The sequence below is a fragment of the Mesorhizobium sp. P2_D1 genome, assembly GCF_056404455.1.
The window spans coordinates 1-14,916 of sequence record NZ_JBFUDZ010000059.1 but is presented as its reverse complement, the minus strand read 5'-3'; the positions used below and the strand labels follow the sequence as shown (position 1 = coordinate 14,916).

Annotated in this window: 19 protein-coding genes and 1 pseudogene; 9 read left to right on the top strand and 11 right to left on the bottom strand. The window is 63.1% G+C overall.

Features of this window, described 5'->3' with window-relative positions:
• The first annotated feature begins 77 nt into the window (after positions 1 to 77).
• Complete coding sequence (locus tag AC1D0I_RS27955; RefSeq protein WP_477399192.1) at positions 78 to 707, top strand: glutathione S-transferase family protein; 630 nt, start codon at positions 78 to 80, stop codon at positions 705 to 707.
• A gap of 140 nt (positions 708 to 847) precedes the next feature.
• Positions 848 to 1,336: an RrF2 family transcriptional regulator gene (locus AC1D0I_RS27950; protein WP_477399190.1), complete on the top strand. Its 489-nt coding sequence runs from the start codon at positions 848 to 850 to the stop codon at positions 1,334 to 1,336.
• A gap of 212 nt (positions 1,337 to 1,548) precedes the next feature.
• Here AC1D0I_RS27950 and AC1D0I_RS27945 read toward each other — a convergent pair whose 3' ends face one another.
• From AC1D0I_RS27945 to AC1D0I_RS27935, 3 genes are all read right to left on the bottom strand, one after another.
• Positions 1,549 to 1,968 carry a cupin domain-containing protein gene (locus tag AC1D0I_RS27945; protein ID WP_095091763.1) on the bottom strand — a complete coding sequence of 140 codons (420 nt, stop codon included), beginning with the start codon at positions 1,966 to 1,968 and terminating at the stop codon, positions 1,549 to 1,551.
• Between the two features lie 63 nt (positions 1,969 to 2,031).
• Positions 2,032 to 2,784 carry an SDR family oxidoreductase gene (locus AC1D0I_RS27940; protein ID WP_477399188.1) on the bottom strand — a complete coding sequence of 251 codons (753 nt, stop codon included), beginning with the start codon at positions 2,782 to 2,784 and terminating at the stop codon, positions 2,032 to 2,034.
• A 67-nt stretch (positions 2,785 to 2,851) separates the two neighbouring features.
• The gene (locus AC1D0I_RS27935; RefSeq protein WP_477399186.1) at positions 2,852 to 3,331 is read right to left on the bottom strand and encodes a carboxymuconolactone decarboxylase family protein; all 480 of its coding nucleotides are present in this window, start codon (positions 3,329 to 3,331) and stop codon (positions 2,852 to 2,854) included.
• Positions 3,332 to 3,451: 120 nt separating this feature from the next.
• Here AC1D0I_RS27935 and AC1D0I_RS27930 point away from each other — a divergent pair.
• Positions 3,452 to 3,563, top strand: a pseudogene (locus AC1D0I_RS27930) (helix-turn-helix domain-containing protein); the annotation flags it as partial.
• Between the two features lie 124 nt (positions 3,564 to 3,687).
• On the opposite strand, the gene AC1D0I_RS27925 reads toward AC1D0I_RS27930, so the two are convergent.
• Positions 3,688 to 4,287 carry a YdeI/OmpD-associated family protein gene (locus AC1D0I_RS27925; RefSeq protein ID WP_477399214.1) on the bottom strand — a complete coding sequence of 200 codons (600 nt, stop codon included), beginning with the start codon at positions 4,285 to 4,287 and terminating at the stop codon, positions 3,688 to 3,690.
• Positions 4,288 to 4,491: 204 nt separating this feature from the next.
• On the opposite strand from AC1D0I_RS27925, the gene AC1D0I_RS27920 reads away from it, so the two are divergent.
• Together AC1D0I_RS27920 and AC1D0I_RS27915 are read left to right on the top strand one after the other, a co-directional pair.
• Positions 4,492 to 4,836 (top strand): VOC family protein, encoded by a 345-nt coding sequence (locus AC1D0I_RS27920; protein ID WP_477399184.1) that lies wholly within the window; start codon positions 4,492 to 4,494, stop codon positions 4,834 to 4,836.
• A 91-nt stretch (positions 4,837 to 4,927) separates the two neighbouring features.
• Positions 4,928 to 5,539: a hypothetical protein gene (locus tag AC1D0I_RS27915; protein ID WP_477399182.1), complete on the top strand. Its 612-nt coding sequence runs from the start codon at positions 4,928 to 4,930 to the stop codon at positions 5,537 to 5,539.
• 21 nt (positions 5,540 to 5,560) lie between these two features.
• Here the strand turns inward: AC1D0I_RS27915 and AC1D0I_RS27910 are convergent, their stop codons facing one another.
• Complete coding sequence (locus AC1D0I_RS27910) at positions 5,561 to 6,034, bottom strand: cupin domain-containing protein (RefSeq protein ID WP_477301513.1); 474 nt, start codon at positions 6,032 to 6,034, stop codon at positions 5,561 to 5,563.
• Positions 6,035 to 6,099: 65 nt separating this feature from the next.
• On the opposite strand from AC1D0I_RS27910, the gene AC1D0I_RS27905 reads away from it, so the two are divergent.
• Entirely contained in the window at positions 6,100 to 6,561 is a 462-nt protein-coding gene (locus tag AC1D0I_RS27905; RefSeq protein ID WP_477399181.1) for a MarR family winged helix-turn-helix transcriptional regulator, read from the top strand.
• A gap of 39 nt (positions 6,562 to 6,600) precedes the next feature.
• Here the strand turns inward: AC1D0I_RS27905 and AC1D0I_RS27900 are convergent, their stop codons facing one another.
• Positions 6,601 to 7,506 carry a S1C family serine protease gene (locus AC1D0I_RS27900; protein WP_095091217.1) on the bottom strand — a complete coding sequence of 302 codons (906 nt, stop codon included), beginning with the start codon at positions 7,504 to 7,506 and terminating at the stop codon, positions 6,601 to 6,603.
• A 241-nt stretch (positions 7,507 to 7,747) separates the two neighbouring features.
• Between AC1D0I_RS27900 and yghU the strand changes: the two genes are divergently transcribed.
• Positions 7,748 to 8,614: a glutathione-dependent disulfide-bond oxidoreductase gene (gene yghU / locus AC1D0I_RS27895; RefSeq protein WP_477399179.1), complete on the top strand. Its 867-nt coding sequence runs from the start codon at positions 7,748 to 7,750 to the stop codon at positions 8,612 to 8,614.
• A gap of 124 nt (positions 8,615 to 8,738) precedes the next feature.
• Here the strand turns inward: yghU and AC1D0I_RS27890 are convergent, their stop codons facing one another.
• Positions 8,739 to 9,041, bottom strand: coding sequence for a DUF1236 domain-containing protein (locus AC1D0I_RS27890; protein ID WP_477226733.1), 303 nt, complete (start codon positions 9,039 to 9,041; stop codon positions 8,739 to 8,741).
• Positions 9,042 to 9,912: 871 nt separating this feature from the next.
• Between AC1D0I_RS27890 and AC1D0I_RS27885 the strand changes: the two genes are divergently transcribed.
• Positions 9,913 to 10,119, top strand: coding sequence for a hypothetical protein (locus tag AC1D0I_RS27885; protein WP_477399177.1), 207 nt, complete (start codon positions 9,913 to 9,915; stop codon positions 10,117 to 10,119).
• A gap of 381 nt (positions 10,120 to 10,500) precedes the next feature.
• Here AC1D0I_RS27885 and AC1D0I_RS27880 read toward each other — a convergent pair whose 3' ends face one another.
• The gene (locus AC1D0I_RS27880; protein WP_477399175.1) at positions 10,501 to 11,052 is read right to left on the bottom strand and encodes an isochorismatase family protein; all 552 of its coding nucleotides are present in this window, start codon (positions 11,050 to 11,052) and stop codon (positions 10,501 to 10,503) included.
• 117 nt (positions 11,053 to 11,169) lie between these two features.
• On the opposite strand from AC1D0I_RS27880, the gene AC1D0I_RS27875 reads away from it, so the two are divergent.
• The gene (locus AC1D0I_RS27875) at positions 11,170 to 11,580 is read left to right on the top strand and encodes a DUF5071 domain-containing protein (RefSeq protein WP_477399173.1); all 411 of its coding nucleotides are present in this window, start codon (positions 11,170 to 11,172) and stop codon (positions 11,578 to 11,580) included.
• Between the two features lie 46 nt (positions 11,581 to 11,626).
• Here AC1D0I_RS27875 and AC1D0I_RS27870 read toward each other — a convergent pair whose 3' ends face one another.
• The 3 genes from AC1D0I_RS27870 to AC1D0I_RS27860 all read right to left on the bottom strand — a co-directional run bounded on the left by AC1D0I_RS27870 (position 11,627) and on the right by AC1D0I_RS27860 (position 14,784).
• Complete coding sequence (locus AC1D0I_RS27870; RefSeq protein WP_477399171.1) at positions 11,627 to 13,237, bottom strand: WD40 repeat domain-containing protein; 1,611 nt, start codon at positions 13,235 to 13,237, stop codon at positions 11,627 to 11,629.
• Positions 13,238 to 13,358: 121 nt separating this feature from the next.
• Positions 13,359 to 14,135 (bottom strand): exodeoxyribonuclease III, encoded by a 777-nt coding sequence (locus AC1D0I_RS27865; protein ID WP_477399169.1) that lies wholly within the window; start codon positions 14,133 to 14,135, stop codon positions 13,359 to 13,361.
• Between the two features lie 4 nt (positions 14,136 to 14,139).
• Positions 14,140 to 14,784 carry an alpha/beta hydrolase family protein gene (locus tag AC1D0I_RS27860; protein ID WP_477399167.1) on the bottom strand — a complete coding sequence of 215 codons (645 nt, stop codon included), beginning with the start codon at positions 14,782 to 14,784 and terminating at the stop codon, positions 14,140 to 14,142.
• Between the last annotated feature and the right edge of the window lie 132 nt (positions 14,785 to 14,916).

The window sequence follows — 14,916 nt, the reverse complement described above, 5'->3', positions numbered from 1 at the left end:
CATGCGATGGCGTGCAGGAATCGGGTGGTGGGCGGGCGGCACGCCATGCGATGGTTGATCCATCACGAGGACCAGCCATGCTCAAGCTTCATGATTATCTGCCATCGCAGAATGGCTGGAAGGTCCGGGTTCTGCTCGGGCTGCTCAAGATCCCCTATGACAGTCGCAAGGTCTCGATTTTCGAGGGCGAGAGCCACGCCGACGCCTTCCTTGAGCTCAATCCTGCCGGTGCCGTCCCCGTGCTCCAGCTCGAAGACGGCAGCGCCATCGCGGAATCCAACGCGATCCTGACTTACCTCGCCGAAGGGACGCCCCTTCTGCCGGCTGACCGCTATCAGCGCGCCAAGGTCATGCAGTGGCTGTTCTTCGAACAATACAATGTCGAACCGGTCATCGGCTCGCTGCGCTTCTGGACCTTGACCGGACGCCTCGAGCGCAACCAGGGCATGGTTGCAGGCAAGCGCGAAGCCGGAGCCCGCACCCTCGCCGCCATGAACCGCAGCCTTGGCGACACCCCGTTTCTCGTCGGAAACGACTTCACGATCGCCGATATCGCTGTCTATGCCTACAGCCATCGCGCCGAGGATTGCGGCTTCTCGCTGGCGGACTATCCGGCGGTCATGGCGTGGATTGGCCGCGTGCGGGACGCCATCGGTCCCGGCTATCCGGTCCATCCCTACAGCACTGACCCGCATTCCGGGGCCTGAACGGCTTACCTCTTGCCCTGCGGACGATGCTGAAACCCCACTCAAGCGGGACCGGGAGCCCGTCTGTTTACACCGCGGCAGAATAGGGATATTTTGTATCCTTAATAACGCTCGGTCAGTATCGACCCCGGAATTCATCGATGATCCTGAAAAGCCAAGTCGAATGGGCGCTGCACTGCTGCGCCATTCTCGCAGGCCTGCCTGCGGGGCGCTATCTCTCAACAAAAGCGCTTGCCGAGTTCCACGGCCTTCCCAAGGAGTATCTATCCAAGGCCCTGCAAAGCCTGTCGCAGGCGGGCCTGGTCCATACGACGCTGGGTCCATCAGGTGGATATCGATTGGCGCGGACACCGGCTGAACTGACCTTCCTGGATATTGTCGAAGCGGTCGAGGGCAAGTCGCCGACGTTCGTGTGCAACAACATCCGCGCAAACAACCCATGCCGTCCGCAGGACTATTGCGAAAGCAGCCCTTGCGCGGTGTCGCGCATCATGTGGGAAGCCGACGAGGCCTGGCGGGCAAAATTGCGCAGCGTCAAGCTTTCCGATCTCACCGAGGCCCTGGCGCAGGAGATTCCAGCCGAACTCTGGAAGAGCAGCTTTGAATGGGTGCTGGAGCGCGCCGGATGAATGGAAATGGCAGATCGTGACGGATGGCTAGTCCTTCTTACAGACAACAGGCGGGCCATCGGGCACCCTGAGGATGCCACGCGAAAATGCCGGCCACGGGAGCGTGGAGAGCACTGGGCGGTGATCACCCGACATTGACTCGCCGGCATGATTTCAGTCTACCGGCACGGCCGGACGCAAGGATGGGCGCCCGGCCTACTTGCCTGGTCGGCCTACTTCTTGACAGGATAGGTCAGTTCCTTCTGGTTGGTGTCGACCACGAAGACTGCCAGTAGTTTTGCGGGCTTGGTCTTGCTGCCGTTCTCGCTCACACTGTGGCGATCGCCCGGCAATTCCGAAAAGCTCTCGCCGGCCTTGTAGACCTTGACCGGGCCGTCATTGACCTGGCTGCGGATGGAGCCTTCCAGAACCGTTGCATAGATGAAGGCGGAGGTCGGATGGGTGTGCGCTTCCGAGTGACCGCCGGGACCATATTCGACCAGAATGCCCTTGATGCTCTTGCCGGGGACATTCGGCAGTTCATGTTCATAGACGAGCGTGACTTTGGCGGCCTTCCCGCCTGTGTCCTCGGCTGCGGCCGGGCTTGCCAAGGCAGCCGTGACGATAAGGGCGGCAACGATTGATTTGATCATTTCGAAACTCCTTTCATGCGTTGAGTGGAACGCCGCCCCCGAAGCTGCGGCGCATCGTGACGGTCATTTCCGCGCCGAGGTGGCGAACCATTGCTCGAAGGTGATGCGGCCGAGACGGGGATTGTTGTCGGAGACGAGCGACGTGTCGTTCAGCCTCGCGCCGAAGTAGAGCGCATCCGGATCAGTCACGACCTTGCGAGGATCGCCGGCAGCCTTCAGGTAGCGGGCGACGAGCTCGCTCATTCGCACGCGCTCCGGACCGGAAATCTCGATCATGCCGTTGATCGGCGCGGCGAGCGCGACACCGGCCATGACGTCGGCGACGTCATCGGACGCGATGGGTTGTACATAGGCCGGCGACAGATGCACGGCGTCGCCGACCGTACCCGATTGGGCGATGCCAGCCAGGAACTCCATGAACTGCGTGGAATGAACGATCGTGTAGGGAATGCCGGAAGCCTTGATCAGCTCTTCCTGGGCGAGCTTGGCGCGGAAATAGCCGACGTCCTGCAGGCGTTCGGTTCCGACGACCGAGAGCGCGATGTGATGCTTGACGCCGGCAGCCTTGTCCGCCGCGAGCAGGTTGCGGCCCGACGTCTCGAAGAATTCCATCGCGGCCTTGTCCTCGAAGGAGGGTGAGTTGGCGAGGTCGATCACGACCTCGGCGCCCGCGAGCGCTGCCTCCAGACCTTCGCCGGTGATGGTGTTGACACCGGTATTCGGGGAGGCGGCGATCACCTCACAGCCCTGCTTGCGCAGGCGTTCGACTGTCTTGGAACCGATGAGGCCGGTGCCCCCGATGATGACGATTTTCATAAGACTTCTCCGTTAGCGGCCGCCACGTCGAGCCGCATCGATTGATGGGTCTGCCAGAAGGACGGGGTTAGTTCAGGCCTGCCTTGTCGAGGCGGTAGAGTTTATCCGCAGAGCCGGGCACGGTCTTGAAGGCGACGTTAGCACGGTTCCAGGCGTTGATGGCCATGATCGAGAAGGTCAGGTCGGAGATCTCCTTTTCCGAAAGCTGCGCACGCACACGCTCATAGAGCTCGTCCGGAATACCGCCTTCGGGGAGCTTCGTGACAGCTTCGGTCCAGGCAAGGGCGGCACGTTCACGAGGAATGAAAAGGTTCGATTCCCGCCAGATGGCGACATGGTAGAGCCGCAACTCGCTCTCGCCGTGGATCTTTGCTTCCTTGACATGCATGTCGAGGCAGAAGGCGCAGCCATTGATCTGGGACGCCCGGATATGGACCAGATCGCGGATCTTCTCTTCGATCACGCTGCGCGCCTCGGCCATGCTGAAGTCGAGAAACTTCTTGAATAGCTCAGGCGATTGTTGGGCGACGTTCAGGCGCTGTGTCACTGCTCTCTCCTTTTGAGGATATTTAATATCCTTAAGGATATATGATATCCATAATCATGTAAAGCGCCTCCCGCCTGGGATCCGGGACATAAGGTCTATGTCAAAAAGTATGGGGTGAGAGTGGACATCGTATCGGGATTGCGAACGTTCCCGCGAGTGGCGGAGACAGGGTCCTTCTCGGCGGCGGCGAATCGACCTCGATCTGACGCAGCCGGCCGTCATCAGCGCCTTGATCGACTGCATGGCACCCGAAAGCCCGAGGCGGCCAATATCCACCGTGGCTGGAGCAATTCCAAGAAAGTGTGAAACGGGTGCGGCTAAACGCAAAGCGCCCGCAGTCCGGCGCCTGAAAGGACTTACTTCTTGCCCTGCGGATGGATCGTCTCGCCGCGCTTCAGCATCGCGACGAAGGTCTCGATCTTCTTTTTGCGGCCAGCTTCGGTCTTCATGTTGTGGGTGCGAAAGGCAAGCGCGAAGCGGTTCTGAGCGCTGAGCTTTGCCAGCATCTCTTTCGCCTTGGGTTCAGCGTCGATCGCGGACTGCAGGTCATCGGGGATTTTCATCTCCTTGCCGCTGCCGTAGGCGCGCGCCCAGCGGCCGTCGGCCTTGGCTGCCTCGACCTGTCTCAGCCCATGCTCGGTCATGCGGCCCTCCTCGACCAGCCGCGCGACATTGTCGATGTTGATCAGGCTCCAGATGCTCTTCCTGCCGCGCGGCGTGTAGCGCTGCAGAAAACTGTTGTCGTCGAGCCCCTTGCGCACCGCGTCGATCCAGCCGAAGCACAGCACCACGTCGATGGCCTCTTTCGGCGTGATCGACTTCAGTCCCGACCCCACCTTGTGGATTTTGATCCACACCTCGGTTTCCGTGGCGTGGTGCTTGCCGAGCCAGGCGTGGAAGCTGGCCGCGTCCGGAAACTCCCTGACCTTGTCGGGATCGACCTTGACCGGCGCCATCAGCCGGCCTGCCCGCTGGCTGCGGTTGCGGCTCGCATCACCGTCATCTTGCCTCCAGCATCGTGCCAAACATCATCCTTCAGCATCGTGACATGGGCCCCTGTCAGTTTTCGGCAGCAGCAAAGCCTGCTGGCGGATGACGATGGAACGCACCACCCATCGCCGCGTTCCGGCTTAAGTGCAACCGCCGGATGGAGGTTCCCGATGACAATCCAGACCATTTTCGCCCATGTCAGCTGCGCCGACCTCGAAGCCAGCATCCCCTGGTATGCAAAGCTCTTCGGCAAGTCGCCGCTGCGCCGGCCGATGCCGGGCCTGGCCGAATGGCAGTTCAGCGACAGCGCTGAGGTGCAGCTCTTCGAGGACAGGGACAAGGCCGGCACCAGCACGCTGACGCTCGGCGTGCTGCCGCTGACGCCCGAGCGGCAGCGGTTGATGGCTGCAGGCCTCGAACCCGGCCCGATCGAGGAAGCCGACGATTTCTACATCATGCGCCTGCGCGACCCCGACGGGAACCTGGTGGTGTTTGCGAGTGCGCAACGCGACTAGGCCGCCCCTCGGCCGAAAATATTTTCCTCCACCCGCTGTCGAAATCTCGCAGACCTGCGATGGTCCTGTTCCACACGCTTGGGAACACATCATGAAATCTCTGCTCTTCGCCCTGGCGATGCTGTTGCCCACAGCTGCCCTCGGCGAACCGAACGACACCCTGAAAATCATCACGGCGGTGACCGGCGACTTCAACGGCGACGGCGCCGTCGACCTTGCCATGGTCGTCGAGACCCAGCCCGGCAATCCGATGGACATCCACTTCTTCCTCAGGGACAAGGAGCACAATTACCTCAAGCCCGTCGAAATCGTGCACGAGCAGATCCTCGGCGAATGGAACGGTTACGACCGGCCGGGCTACGAAAATTCAGACACCGAGCCGGAACTGACGATGCTGCCGAACGGGTCGATCAAGTTCTATCTGCCGGCGATGCCGATCGGCGGCCAGCGGACCAACATGACGCTGACCATCGCCTGGCGCAACGGTGCCTTCATCGTCGCCGGTTTTGCCTATGACTACGAGGACTTCCAGCAGGATAATGTCGCCAGCGCCTGTGAGTACAACGTGCTGACCGGCAAGGGCACCAGCAGCAAGACGCAGCCTGACGGCAGCTCGAAGCACAGGACCGTCTCGGTGGAAGGCCGAACCGTCGCCTTCAAGGACTGGAACCCGGGTGCTGATTTCAGCGCTTGCGACGGGTGACCGGCGTCTCTTCGACCGGCTTCACGTCGGTGGCGGCGCTGCCGGCGTCAATCCGTGCCGGCGCATGATGTCCATCATTTTGAGCTTGTCCGGCGGGCCGCCGGCGGCAGCATTGAGCACCGCAAAGGCCTCGCGAAAATAGTCCGGGCCGATCGCCGCCGGCGTGATGACGCAAAGCGCCTTGGCATCCCTGGTGCCATTGTTGTCAAACCGGTGAACGGCGCCGCGTGGAATGCACAGCGCCTCACCTGGCCCGACCTCGATCGCCTTGCCGTCGACGGTCCAGGTCAACACCCCGTCGACGCCGTAGATCGTCTCTTCGTAGTGGTCGTGGCTGTGCGCCGGCGCCGGCAGCCGTTGCGCGCCGGGCACCATCAATTCGAAGGCGGCGACGCTGCCGTTCGAACTGTCGCCTGACACCAGGAAGCGAACCGACAGCCCCTTGGTACCGATGGTTTCGTTGGCTGGATTGACCTGAAGATCCAAGGCTGGCATTGCACAAGCTCCCCGAGTAAATTACATTTACCGCCTATGAGTAAACTCAATTTACCGGATCGTCAATGGCCACATCCGCTGAAGTTCTGCAGACCAAGACCGAGGACCTGCTGATCGGTGCGCTGCTGCGCGTGCCGGCCCAGGTGATCCAGCGCCGGCTGATCAAGGAGCTCAACGCCGCCGGCTTCGACGAATTGCGCCTGCCGCATATGGCGGTGCTGCAGTTTCCCGGGCCGGACGGCGCGCGCCCGGGCACCATCGCCGAGCGCGCAGGCATGAGCAAGCAGGCCATCAACCAGCTGCTTAGCAGTCTCGAAGGTTACGGCTATCTCATGCGCTCCGACATTCCGGGCGAAGGCAGTGCGCGCGTGGTGCGGTCCACCGAACGCGGACACGCCGCCTTCTGGAAAATGGTCGATATCCTGCGCGACATCGAGGAAGAGTGGCGCACCGAGCTCGGACCGGAACGCTTTGCCCAGCTGAAAGCGCTGTTGTTTGTCGTCTGGGACAGCCCGCTGGCGCGCTGAGCGGCCGACTGGGATGCAACGAAATGCCCCGGCCGATGCCTACTGCAGCTGCGGTTTCTTGAGGAAACTGCCGCGGTCGGCCGATTTGACGCGCAGCCAGGTTTCGCGGCCGTCGCGCAGCACCCGCATCGGGATCTCCGCGCCGGCCGAGCCGCTCTCCCAAAGCTTGCGATAGAAATCGGCCAGCCCATCGACCGCGCCATCACGGATGTCGGAGATGATGTCGCCCTGGCGCAGGCCGGCCTTGGCGGCCGGGCCGCCTTCGGTAACGCTCATCACCACCACCTTGCCGTCGCTTTCGGCCGACAAGGCGCCGAGCCACGGGCGCGGCGGCCTGGCCACATGGCCGCGCGTTAGCAGATCGTCGAGAATGGGCGGCAACAGGTCGATCGGCACCACCATATTGATGTCGGCGACCTCGCCGTTGCGGCTCATCTGCAGGCGCAGCGAACCGATGCCGAGCAGCGAGCCGTCGGCGCCGAACAACCCGGCGCCACCCCAGGACGGATGCGCGGGCGCGATGAAAATCGCCTCGTCGAGCAGATACTCCCAATAGCCGGCGAATTCCTGCTTGGTGACGATCCTGGCTTGCACCGACTGGCCGACGCCGTCGGCCAGCACCACGGCGTCACCGATCCTGGCCTTGCCGGCATCGCCCAGCGCCACCGCCGGCAGGCCGAGCGGCGCCAGCGCCTGCACCAGGCCGAAGCCCGATTCCTGGTCATAGGCAAGCGCGTGCGCCGGGATGACGCGGCCGTCATGACTGGTCAGCCAGACCTCTTCCGCTTCGGTGATGAGATAGCCGATGGTCAGCACCAGCCCGTCGTTGCGGATGACGACACCGCTGCCTTCCCTGAGCGTGCCAAGGGCACCCGCCGTAAAGGCATCCTCCGGAACGGTGGCCCGCACGGCAACGACCGAGCGCGGATTGGGATTGATGGTCATGCTGTCATTCCTGGATAGGTGATAATTCTATAGGTATGCCGCAAGGGAGATGGTGCAAGGGGTGAGAAGCGGTTCGCGCGGCCACTGGCATGATGAATTCGCTTCGCGATCCGGCTGATCACCCCACCAGGGGAAGGGAAAACGGAGCCTCCGTCAACAATAGTTCAACGCAAGTTGAACTTCCCCCTCTGAAACCCTAGTTGTAGGGCGACCTGCCCAATCTTCCCCACGAGGCCCCGAGATGACCGACTACACCCCGCCGAAAGTATGGACCTGGAGCAAGGCGAATGGCGGCGCCTTTGCCAGCATCAACCGGCCGATCGCCGGGCCGACGCACGACAAGGACCTGCCAGTCGGCAAGCACCCGCTGCAGCTCTATTCACTGGCGACGCCGAACGGCGTCAAGGTGACCGTCATGCTGGAGGAACTTCTGGCGCGCGGCCACAAGGGCGCCGAATATGATGCCTGGCTGATCCGCATCAACGATGGCGACCAGTTCGGCAGCGGCTTCGTCGAGGTCAATCCCAATTCAAAGATTCCCGCCTTGATGGACCGCAGCGGCAAGACCCCGGTGCGCATCTTCGAATCCGGCTCGATCCTCGTCTATCTCGCCGAAAAATTCGGCGAATTCCTGCCGACCGAACAGCCGGCCCGCGCCGAGGTGCTTTCCTGGCTATTCTGGCAGATGGGTTCGGCACCTTATCTGGGCGGCGGCTTCGGCCATTTCTACGCCTATGCGCCGGAGAAGTTCGAATATGCCATCGACCGCTTCTCGATGGAGGTAAAGCGCCAGATGGACGTGCTCGACCGTCGGCTGGCCGAAACCGAATATCTCGGTGGCAAGGACTACAGCATCGCCGACATGGCGGTTTGGCCCTGGTATGGCGGGCTGGCGCTCGGCCGCATGTACAATGATTCCGGCGAGTTTCTGTCCGTGCAGGAGTATAAGCACGTTCAGCGCTGGGCCAAGGCGATCGACGCACGCCCGGCGGTCAAGCGCGGCCGCATGGTCAACCGCGCCTTCGGTGAACCCGCCATGCAGCTGCATGAGCGCCACGACGCCCGCGATTTTGAGACGAACACGCAGGACAAGCTGGCCGCCGAATAGACCACGGCAAAACCTGCCTCAAAGGAAAGCCCGCCACCGACGCGAATGTCTGGTGACGGGCTCCTCCCAAGACAACCCAACGCGGGCAATCCCGGTGTGTGTCGGCCAATGCGCCGGTCCTCACTCAGTGCAGGACTTCGACGATCTGGCGTGTCTCTGGATCGACCAGGACGGTCTGGTCATTGATCACGGCGACGCGATATTTGACGTCGGGCACCTGACGCAATTCGACCGTGTCGGGCACCGACGAGCCAAGCTTGAGTTCGACGCCCAGCAGGTTCACCGACGCAAGCGGCTCCTTCTTGATGTATTGGCGAACGACCGTCTCCTGCTCAGGCTGGACGACGACGACGTTTTCCGCCATCGCCACACCAATGCCGCCCATCAGGACGATCGCGGCCGCAGCACTCGAAAGATAATGTTTCATCATAGCCTCCATTGTATTCATCGGAACTCCGCCCTGGATGAAAACTCCGCCGCCACCGTGAGGTTCCATTTCAATTCCCGAATTGAAAGCATCACGAAATCGACCTGATATTGACGCTTGTTGATCCAGCTTCGGTCTAATAGGCACAAAAGCTTCCGGAGCTCGTAGATAAATTATGCAGATCGGTGCTGAATCGCACACAGAACTGCCAACAGCTACACGGGTCACCGGAGAACGCCCCATGGCATGGGCTTCAAAGGCCGTCGCCAGCGGCGCTGGATCGGCCTCAATATTTTCATTGCCTAGCCAACGTAGAGCGCACCGTGTCGTTCCAGCCGCCTTTCTTGTTTTCGCCGAAAGCTCCGACATGAAAGAGGCCCGCCTTGCTGGGAGCAAAGCGGGCCTTAGACAGTGTGGCCGGAGGTGGCAGTCCTCACAGGTCACACTCAAAACGCGAAGCGCCGGCGGTTGGTTCCGGCCTTGGCATACTGCGCCCCCGTGGCGGCGGTGGTGGCGGCCGTTGCCGCGCTGTGCCTGTGGTGTCAGGGCTGCCCAGCGGGGGCCATTTTTGGTGCCGCGATTGCGGCGAAGACGCTTGGCCGGCTAAGTTTTTTCCCGATCCCGACCACGCGAAACGACCGCGTCATTATATCGCGTTTGACTAAAATACCGGAACGTCCAATGCACATTGCCGGAACCGAACAGGGCCCCTCGGACCTTTGCGGCTGGCACCTAAGACCTTGGTCCTAGGCGAAAACGCAAACGGCCGATGTGGCCCGGATTGACGTCAGGAGAAGGGAACATCTCGCTTTGGCTGTCGTTTGTCGCGATGTCGCCGGCGCCGCCGGATCCATATCGGGAGGACAGAACGATGCCGCATCGATCCACCGTCGTCAAAACAGGCAACGGCCCGGTCACGGCGATTGCCGTGCTGATGGTGGGATTGATGGCGGTGGGAATGGTGTTTCTCGTCCTGGGCGGCACGCTCTACCTCAACGAGCAGCCGTCGGATCAACGTGCGCTGTCGTCCCTTCCCGCCCGATCGATTCAGGCGACCGATCGCAGCGCGGCAAACTGATCGGGCTGCGCGCTCGGCGGAACATCCAGCCGCCTTTTCGAATCGACAGCAACCCGCCGGCCAGTTTGGGATTGAGGAAAATCGCCCGATGCGGCAAGAACGAGAAACTGTCTCACGCCGTGATGACCAGGACGCCGAATCTGCACTTTAGTCCCGGCCTATTCCGCTTTCGCGGAAGTGTCGGCCGGCGGGCGATGTGCAATGATGTCAATGCGGCGGTACGAGCCGCCCTGGTTGACGCGGGCGCCCGAGCCATCCCAACAATGCGCCCCCCCGTCCGCGTCGACCACGGCAGGCACCTGGCGGTCTCGTCCGATCCGCAGTGCTGGACAAGTTGTCGCGCGAAGTGACGATCAGCCTGCCGCCAAATTCCTTACAGCTTCAGCCGCCGACCAGTGCCTTCGTCGTCACCAGATTGACGCCGGCCTCGGCGAATTCATCGTTGTGGCGGGTGATGATCTGCCGGGCGCTCTCACTGGCGCTGTCCAATGTGCTGTGYGCATCGGAGACCACGGTGACGCCAAGCCCTCTGGCCATCGCGCCCTTGACGGTCGCAGCCACGCAAAAATCGGTCTGCGCGCCCAGCAGCACGACAGCACCGGCGCCCTGCCCGGCGACCCATTCGCCAAGGGCTGCATTGCTGAAGGCATTGCCGACGCTCTTGGCGAAAGTCGGCTCGTCCACGGCCTGGCCGAGAGCCGGCCACACCGGCCAACCGGGTTCACCCGGCGCCAGCGGATCGCCCGCCGGTCCGTCATGCCTGACAAAGGCGACCTTGCGCCCGCCGCGCCGCGCCCAGTCGATCACCGCCCGGGCACGCTCGGCAATGGCTGACGCCTCATGGATCGGCGGCTCGTGCACGCCGTCGAACATGCCGGTCTGAAGGTCGATCACGATGAGCGGCGCTTTGTCCGCGAGGCTGGATGCTGACATGGCGCGAACATAGCGTGGGCGGCGAGAGGGTCAAGGATGGTTGGCAGGCGTGCGGCCATTGACAGCAATCTTCGAGCACTCAAAAAGCGTAGAGATTATGGGCGGAAAGCGACTTGTATGATTGACCCACAGAGTCTGCTCCCACGCGACAAGCACGATCTTGACTCAATCGCTCTGATTGTCGAAGCGGGCTATCCGGCGGTTGCGCCGATTTTGGACCAACTGTTGGAGTGGACTGCCGATGGCAACTGGCCGGTGGCTAGTCCCATCGCTGATTTCCTTGTCACTTTGGGGACACCGCTGATTGATCCGGTCTCACGTATCCTTCAGGGAAAGGATGGAACTCAAAAGTGGCACTGCATCAACTCGATCGTGCAAAGATTGCCGATGGACGTTCTTCGCGGCCTGGAGGAGGATCTGCGCCGATTAGCGGATCATCCCAGCGAAGATGACAGACGAGAAGAGGTCGATATTGAAGCACGCGAGGTCCTGCTTCGTTTCGAACCCGATCATGGCGGGAAGCTGTAGCTGACCACGCCCCGTAATGGCTCCGGCCGCTCCTCGGGCGCCCCATTCACCCCGGCGCCCCTGCAAACAGCACCACGCCGTCGCCGCCTGCGGCCGGCCAGTCGCGGATGGTACGGTCGTAGCCGCCGGTCAGCACCGTGCCGTCGGCGGCGAAGGCCACCGCATAGATCGGGCCGGTCTGGCTGTCGAACATGGCGATCTGGTTGCCGGTTTCCATGTCCCACAGGCGCGCCGTGCCGTCGAGCGAACCGGAGACCAGGCGCTTGCCGTCGGCCGACAGCGCCAACGTGTAGACGGTGCCCTCATGGCCCTCGAAGCGGCGCACTTCGCGGCCGCTGTCGAGGTCCCAGAGCTTGATTGTGTAGTCGCCGCTGCCGGTGATCAGATGATGGCCGTCGGCGGTGAACACGGCGCCATAGGTGCCTTGCTCATGCCCATGCCAGCTGCGCAGCTGCTTGCCGCTGTCGATGTCCCAGAGTTTCAGCGTGCCATCGATGCTGCCCGAGACGGCGCGAGTGCCGTCAGGCGAGACGGCGACAGCGCTGACCGACCAGTCGTGCCCGCTCATCACATGCAGCACGGTGCCCTTTTCCAGGTCCCAGACGATGACGTTGCCGGTCTCGTGGCCGGTCACGGCACGTTTGCCGTCCGGGCTGATCGCCAGCTTGTTCACGCCGCCATTCTCGCCCGCCGAAAAGACATGCAGCACAGCGCCGTCGGAAAGTTTCCGCTGCACCATCTCGCCGTCGTCGCCGGCGGTCAGCGCGGTGACGCCATCCGGCATGAACAGCGCGGTGCGCACCATATCCTTGTGGACGCCGAGGGTGCGGATCAGATGCTTGCCGGCGATGTCCCAGAGCTTGATCGTGTGGTCGGTGCTGGCGCTCATGATCGTGTGCCCGTCGGGCGCCACGGCCAGCCAGACGACAGCTTCGCGATGACCCTCGGGCTCGGTCGGCAGCGGTGGCGGAGGCGGGGGCAGAGGTGCGACGGTCGGTGGCGGGATCACAGCGACCTCCGGCGGTGCCGGAACGGGTGTAGGCGGCGTTGGCGGCGCGAGCGCGGGCGGAGTCGGCGGCTCTAGGGCCGCGGGCGGGTTGGCCGCTTCCGGTGGTGGGGCGGGTGGAGATGGCGCCGGCGGCGTGGCTGCCGGTGGAACTGCCGGTTCCTGGACCGGCGGCGCACTGGCGACGTCCTGCCCCTTCGGCTCGGCAGGCTTGGGTTCATTCTGCTTCGGTTCGTTGGGCTTGGGTTCGCCGGGCTGGCTGGCAATTTCGCCACCGCGATCATGCCAGGGGCCGAACCTGTCGACGGCCAGCACCGCAAGCACAACCAATGGCAGGGCGAGAAACACCTTGCGCAGGCCGGGCCTGCCGGTGTCTTGCACTTCCGCCGCACGGCCGAACAGCGGCGCGCCGGCCTGATGGTTCGGGCGCCCCGGCAGACGACCTGCCCAGAACAGCAGAGCGCCAATCAGGCAAGCGAGTGCCGCCACCAGCAATGCGGCCAACCGGATGGAGGCAGAAGCCCCGGCGGAAGGCGAGACACCGCGCCAGACGACGACTGCATCGCCAAGCACCAGCCAGGCGCGCCAGACGCAAGCCACGGCCACCACCAGCAGGATGATTGCAATCAGCCTGTCGACGACTCTGTTCATCGGCCCCCCTCGGCGCCATCGCAGGCTTCGCCCCACGCCGCAAAGTTCAGTTCACGAGATTACCAGTGGAAAAGGTGTTCGCAAAATGGCGCATACGAAAGCGGCGGCGTCGAGGTTCCCATCAAGCTGACCTGAGCTCCACCCAGACCGGCGCATGGTCGCTGGCGCCATCCTCACCGCGCACCTCGCGGTCGATGCCGGCGGCGGTCAGGCGCCGCGACAGTGTCTTCGACAGCAGGATGTGGTCGAGCCGGAGCCCGGCGTCGCGCGGCCAGCGGTTGCGGCGATAATCCCAGAACGTATAGAGCGTCTCCTTCGGGTGCTTCTTGCGCAGGGCATCCGTCCAGCCCTGCTCGATCAGGCGGGCGAAGGACGCCCGGCTTTCCGGCTGCACCAGCGCGTTGTCGTCATAGGAGCGGGTGGCGTAGATGTCGCGCGGCTCGGGCACGATGTTGTAATCGCCGGCCAGCACCACCGGTAGGCCGGTGTCCAACAGCTGCTCGGCGTGTGCCTCCAGCCGTTCGTGCCAGGCGAGCTTGTAGGCGAATTTCGGGCCGGGCTGGGGGTTGCCGTTCGGCGCATAAAGGCAAGCGATGACGATGCCGTCCACCGCCGCCTCGACGTAGCGGCTCTGTTTGTCGGCATCGTCGCCAGGCAGCGCATCGCGGGTCAGCACGGGTTCCGAKCCYCGCGCSAGKATGGCSACGCCGTTCCAGGTCGGCTCGCCCTTCCACACCGCGCCATAGCCSGCCGCGGCCAATGCSGWRCGCGGAAACTGCRTGTCGCGCGCCTTCAGTTCCTGCAGGCACACCACATCAGGCTTTGCCGTCGCCAGCCATGCCAGCAGGTTCTCCAGCCGGCTGTTGACGTTGTTGATGTTGAAGGAGGCGATTTTCATCGGCTCAGGAAACGATCCGGCCCGTCCACGCCTTCACCGAGTCGGCCAGCGTCTTCAAATGTTCGGCCGCCGAAAATCCTGAAACGCTCTCGCGCGGTTTGAGATCATGGTCGCCATCCTCCAGCCAGACGATTTCGATCTGGTCGGAAAGCGCGTAAGTCGCGACCTCGTCCTGCGTCCCGAACTCGTCACGTGTGCCCTGGAAGATCAGCGTCGGCGACTTCAGGTTGGCGAGATGTTTGGTCCGCAATTGCTCGGGCTTGGCCGGCGGATGAAAGGGATAGCCGAGGCACAGCAGGCCCGATATCTCGCCCTTGGCAAACATCTCGTCGGCGACCATCGAGGCAACGCGCCCGCCCATCGACTTGCCGCCGATGATGAGCGGGCCGGTTACGCCCTTCGCCCTGAGGTCGGCGATCGCCTTGACATATTCCGGGTTCACCGTCTCGGCCCGTGGCGGCGGCTTGCGATGCCCGTAGCGGCGGGCTGCCATGTAGTGGAATTCGAAGCGCGCGACCTGGAACCCAGTCGCCGCCAGCGACTTGGCGGTGGCCGTCATCGAGGGAGAATCCATCGACGCGCCGGCGCCATGGGCGAGCAGGATGGCGACGGGGGCGGTCTCGGGGCCGTCGAAGAGGAAGGTGGTCATAGGGCGGCCTTCCCCGAGAGGTCGTGTTCCGTCCCACCCCCCTCTGTCCTGCCGGACATCTCCCCCGCAAGGGGGGAGATCGGCAGCTTTGAAGTTCCGCTCAATGTCCAACGTTGGCGTTTGGGGAAAGCA

Bases quoted from the DNA above. Each gene is read 5' to 3' on its own strand.
- AC1D0I_RS27940 (WP_477399188.1), bottom strand. From the start codon at position 2,784: ATGAAAATCGTCATCATCGGGGGCACCGGCCTCATCGGTTCCAAGACA.
- AC1D0I_RS27950 (WP_477399190.1), top strand. From the start codon at position 848: ATGATCCTGAAAAGCCAAGTCGAATGGGCGCTGCACTGCTGCGCCATT.
- AC1D0I_RS27885 (WP_477399177.1), top strand. From the start codon at position 9,913: ATGCCGCATCGATCCACCGTCGTCAAAACAGGCAACGGCCCGGTCACG.
- yghU (WP_477399179.1), top strand. From the start codon at position 7,748: ATGACCGACTACACCCCGCCGAAAGTATGGACCTGGAGCAAGGCGAAT.
- AC1D0I_RS27860 (WP_477399167.1), bottom strand. From the start codon at position 14,784: ATGACCACCTTCCTCTTCGACGGCCCCGAGACCGCCCCCGTCGCCATC.
- AC1D0I_RS27955 (WP_477399192.1), top strand. From the start codon at position 78: ATGCTCAAGCTTCATGATTATCTGCCATCGCAGAATGGCTGGAAGGTC.
- AC1D0I_RS27915 (WP_477399182.1), top strand. From the start codon at position 4,928: ATGAAATCTCTGCTCTTCGCCCTGGCGATGCTGTTGCCCACAGCTGCC.
- AC1D0I_RS27870 (WP_477399171.1), bottom strand. From the start codon at position 13,237: ATGAACAGAGTCGTCGACAGGCTGATTGCAATCATCCTGCTGGTGGTG.
- AC1D0I_RS27890 (WP_477226733.1), bottom strand. From the start codon at position 9,041: ATGAAACATTATCTTTCGAGTGCTGCGGCCGCGATCGTCCTGATGGGC.
- AC1D0I_RS27910 (WP_477301513.1), bottom strand. From the start codon at position 6,034: ATGCCAGCCTTGGATCTTCAGGTCAATCCAGCCAACGAAACCATCGGT.
- AC1D0I_RS27905 (WP_477399181.1), top strand. From the start codon at position 6,100: ATGGCCACATCCGCTGAAGTTCTGCAGACCAAGACCGAGGACCTGCTG.
- AC1D0I_RS27945 (WP_095091763.1), bottom strand. From the start codon at position 1,968: ATGATCAAATCAATCGTTGCCGCCCTTATCGTCACGGCTGCCTTGGCA.
- AC1D0I_RS27875 (WP_477399173.1), top strand. From the start codon at position 11,170: ATGATTGACCCACAGAGTCTGCTCCCACGCGACAAGCACGATCTTGAC.
- AC1D0I_RS27900 (WP_095091217.1), bottom strand. From the start codon at position 7,506: ATGACCATCAATCCCAATCCGCGCTCGGTCGTTGCCGTGCGGGCCACC.
- AC1D0I_RS27920 (WP_477399184.1), top strand. From the start codon at position 4,492: ATGACAATCCAGACCATTTTCGCCCATGTCAGCTGCGCCGACCTCGAA.
- AC1D0I_RS27925 (WP_477399214.1), bottom strand. From the start codon at position 4,287: ATGGCGCCGGTCAAGGTCGATCCCGACAAGGTCAGGGAGTTTCCGGAC.